Source organism: Longicatena sp. (assembly GCF_982403165.1).
In genome coordinates, this window is the sequence record NZ_CEVYEL010000101.1 from 1 (window position 1) to 3,786 (window position 3,786).

2 protein-coding genes are annotated in these 3,786 nt (G+C 37.8%); both read left to right on the plus strand.

The features are described from left to right. The first annotated feature begins 184 nt into the window (after nt 1-184). A complete protein-coding gene (locus tag AC1VS3_RS12750; RefSeq protein WP_008691212.1) occupies nt 185-2,050 on the plus strand; it encodes a transglycosylase domain-containing protein in 1,866 nt (621 codons plus the stop codon). 226 nt (nt 2,051-2,276) lie between these two features. Continuing rightward, complete coding sequence (locus AC1VS3_RS12755) at nt 2,277-3,476, plus strand: C40 family peptidase (protein ID WP_008691209.1); 1,200 nt, start codon at nt 2,277-2,279, stop codon at nt 3,474-3,476. Nucleotides 3,477-3,786: the final 310 nt, after the last annotated feature.

Consider the following 3,786-nt stretch of genomic DNA (forward strand, 5'->3'; position numbering starts at 1 on the left):
TGTAACCTGTTTTTAAATATAAAAGCTTTACCTGCTTCTATACGCATAACTTTTCTGCACAAACGAAACAACATATATATTTATAATATTCTATTAATAGAATATATAGTTCTACGTCTTTCTGTATCAGTTTGTTTAAAAGACAAGGAGATGTTCAAACTAATATCGTAAAGAGGTGTCGCTTATGAAATGGTTTCGCAGAATTATCTTTGGCAGTATCTTTTTTATTCTTACGGCTTTTATCTTGTTATACACATATGCTTTCATAGACAGATTGCCCCTGGATGAGCAAAGAAAAAATATCACGATTTATGATTGCAATGGCAATGTCATGTATGAATCCAATTTTAAAAAAAATATGCAGTGGACTTCGATTGACGATATTCCTGAATTCATACAAGATGCCTTTATCAGTGTAGAAGATAAGCGCTTCTATTATCATGCCGGTTTTGATCCAGTTCGCATTATCAAAGCTTTATCAACAAATCTGGTACATGGGGATATTCTGCAAGGGGGTTCTACGATCACACAACAATATGCCAAAAATCTGTTCCTGACAAATGAACAAACGGTTTCACGCAAGATTCAAGAATTTTTCTATGCCACAAGACTAGAAATGCAATATAGTAAAAAAGATATTTTAGAAGGTTATTTAAACACGGCATACTTTGGACATGGCATTTACGGCATACAATCAGCTGCACATTATTTCTTTGATTCCGATATGAAAGATTTAAGCGTTGGGGAAACGGCCATGCTAGTAGGTATTCCAAATGGTCCCAGTATTTATTCCCCATACCTTCACAAAGAGAATGCCATTAAGCGACAACACCTCATTTTAAAACTTATGCGTGAACATGGGGTTATCACAAAAGCTGAAGAAGCACAAGCTCGCCAAGAACCTCTGGTCTTATCACAAAACCATAAAGATAGTCAAAATGGTCTGAACGAATATTACGTTGATGCCGTGATTGCAGAACTCAACGAACTATCCATCGACTTAGATCAAGAAATCCATGTACATACAAACTATGATCCAGATGTACAAGCGGCCTTAGACAAATCCATACGGGCTCACATGGATATGAATGATGAACTAGAAACCGCAGGTATCATCGTTCAGCCCTTTACTGGTAATATCCTGGCAATTGCCGGAGGAAAGGATTACACCATTTCCCAATATAACCGGGCCAGCCAGTCTTCGCGTCAAGTTGCCAGCACGATTAAACCACTGTTATATTACTGTGCCTTACAACAGGGCTTTACCCCAGCCACACAATTTACTTCACAGAAAACAACCTTTCGCCTTGCGAACAACGAAACTTATGCCCCAAGCAATTATGATGATCAATATGCCAATGCAAAAATCTCATTGATCAATGCCATATCATTAAGTGACAACATCTATGCCGTTAAAACTCATCTGTTTTTAGGTGAAGATACCCTGCATCAAGCACTATTGGATTTTGACATTAAACAATCACAGCCAAACCCAAGTGAAGCCTTAGGCACTGTGAATATGAATTTACTGGAGCTGTCGCGCATTTATACGACGTTTGCTTCTGAAGGGCTTTATGTTAAACCAACGATGATTTCATCTGTAACAAGCGATGATAAAGTTTTATATGAACATAAGACAACTCCTAAACGCATGCTGCAGCGAAATGAAACTTTACTGCTCTCACAATTGCTGACTTCAACTTTTGATATTCGCAATAAAGGCTATGCGTTTCCAAGTATGTATGGCTATCAGCCGAAAGTGACAATGGCTGCGAAATCTGGAACGAGTGATTGGGATTCCTTGGTCATGGGGTACAATCCGGAATATGTCATCGGGGTATGGTGTGGCTTTGATGATAATCGCAAGCTGGCAAAACAATATTATGCAAACAGTAAAAAGATCTTTCAGGATACAATCAACACACTGTATAAAAATCAGAAAAATATCTGGTATCAACCAAGTGATGATATCATGGAAGTACAAGTAAATCCGATTACGGGAGTACCTTCCAGTAACGGCTCTACCTACTGGTTTTTACGCAATAGCTGATAAATAGGGCTTTTTTGTCGAAAGTCAATAAAAAACAGGCAAATTTAAAAAAAAATAAAAAAAATTTTAAGAATTTTAAAAAATGTCATTAAGCCTTTGTTCATCGGTTAAATGCGGATTTCAAATGGGGTCGTAAAGTGACAAAAACGTAAGATTTTCAAAAAATGCGGGTTGCACGATTAAAAAGTCTTTGTTACAATGAGGACGTTGATGTCGAGGTGATAACATGAACTTTATCGAAAAGAACACAAAAAAAGTTGCTCTTGTCTTAGGAATTGCTACAGCGCTCTCTGCTGTTACAACAGTATATGCAGCATCCAATACAGACGGATGGCACGATGGCGTCTACATGGTAGATGGAAAAGTTAAAACAGCTTGGCTGTTTGAAGAAACAGGTGCTGTCTACTACCTGAATGATGAAGGTAGAGCTGTTACAGGATGGAAAACAATCAACGAAAGCACTTATTATTTCAACGCAAACGGTGAACGAGTAAGTGGTGACGTGGTGATTGATGGTCACAAGTACGCTTTCCAGAAAAACGGAAAACTGTTACTTGGATGGCAAGATGAAAACACTACATACTATAACCAGTATGGTGTAAAAGTTACCGGTGAACAGAAAATTGATGGTAAGACTTATAACTTTGATGCTAACGGCAACATCCAGAAAGGTTGGATGAAGCTGAATGGTAAAAAAGTCTACTTCAAAGAAGATGGTTCTCTGGCAACAAGTGAAACTAAGATTGATGGTAAAAAGTATAACTTCCAGTCTAACGGTACTTTAAAATCCGGTTGGACACATGAAAACGATATGATTCAGTACTATAACAAGTATGGCTATCGTTTAAAAGGTTGGCAGACCATTAAAGGTAAGAAGTACCTTTTCAGTAAGAATGGAAATGCCTACACAGATACGAAAAAAGATGGTTACAAATTCGATAAGAAGGGTGTAGCTAAGAAAATTAAGAAGAAAGCGAAAGCTGAAACAACAACTTATGAAACAGCAGCGTCTACTTCTTATTCAGCTCCAAAAAAGAATAACAATGCAAATTTGAACCCTGCTGGTCATGCCGGTAATGGTTCTGCTGCATCAATTGCATCTTCTTATGTAGGTTATAACTACGTATGGGGTGGTGCTAGTCCTGCTGGATTCGACTGTTCAGGTTTAATTTACTATGCATACAATCAAGTCGGAGTAAGCGTACCTAGATCTGGTTATGGCCAGGCTGGTATGGGTTCTGCGGTTTCTTACAACAACATGCAGTATGGAGATGTCATCGTTTGGGATGGCGGATCTCATGTGTCTATTTACATTGGTGGTGGACAGATGGTTCATGCAGCAAATCCTAGTATGGGTGTTATTGTAAGTGGTGTCAGTGAATGGGCTTCTTACGGACAGAGTATTACAGGAATTCGTAGAGTATAAAAAAACAAAAAAAGAGAGTTTCTCTCTTTTTTGCTTATTTACATTAGGTATTTCTATCTAAAGTCTCCTAAATCGATGTTTTTAAGCGATTTAAGAGACTTTTTTTATTTTCCGCAACATCTTCCTATTGAATCTCGTTTCTCTTCTTAAAACGAATAAATCTTAATTTTTCTTAAGTAACTACTTTCATCTGCTCATCTTCATCCACATCATCTCTCATCACAACCCTTTTTTTCTTCTTCCCCCTTCCTCATACAAATCGAGTAGGGTGAAATAAATCACCCTCTCACACCACCGTACGTACGGTTCC

What these genes read in the sequence shown, in the direction of transcription:
- AC1VS3_RS12750 (WP_008691212.1), top strand. Translation starts at nt 185, where the DNA reads ATGAAATGGTTTCGCAGAATTATCTTTGGCAGTATCTTTTTTATTCTT.
- AC1VS3_RS12755 (WP_008691209.1), top strand. Translation starts at nt 2,277, where the DNA reads ATGAACTTTATCGAAAAGAACACAAAAAAAGTTGCTCTTGTCTTAGGA.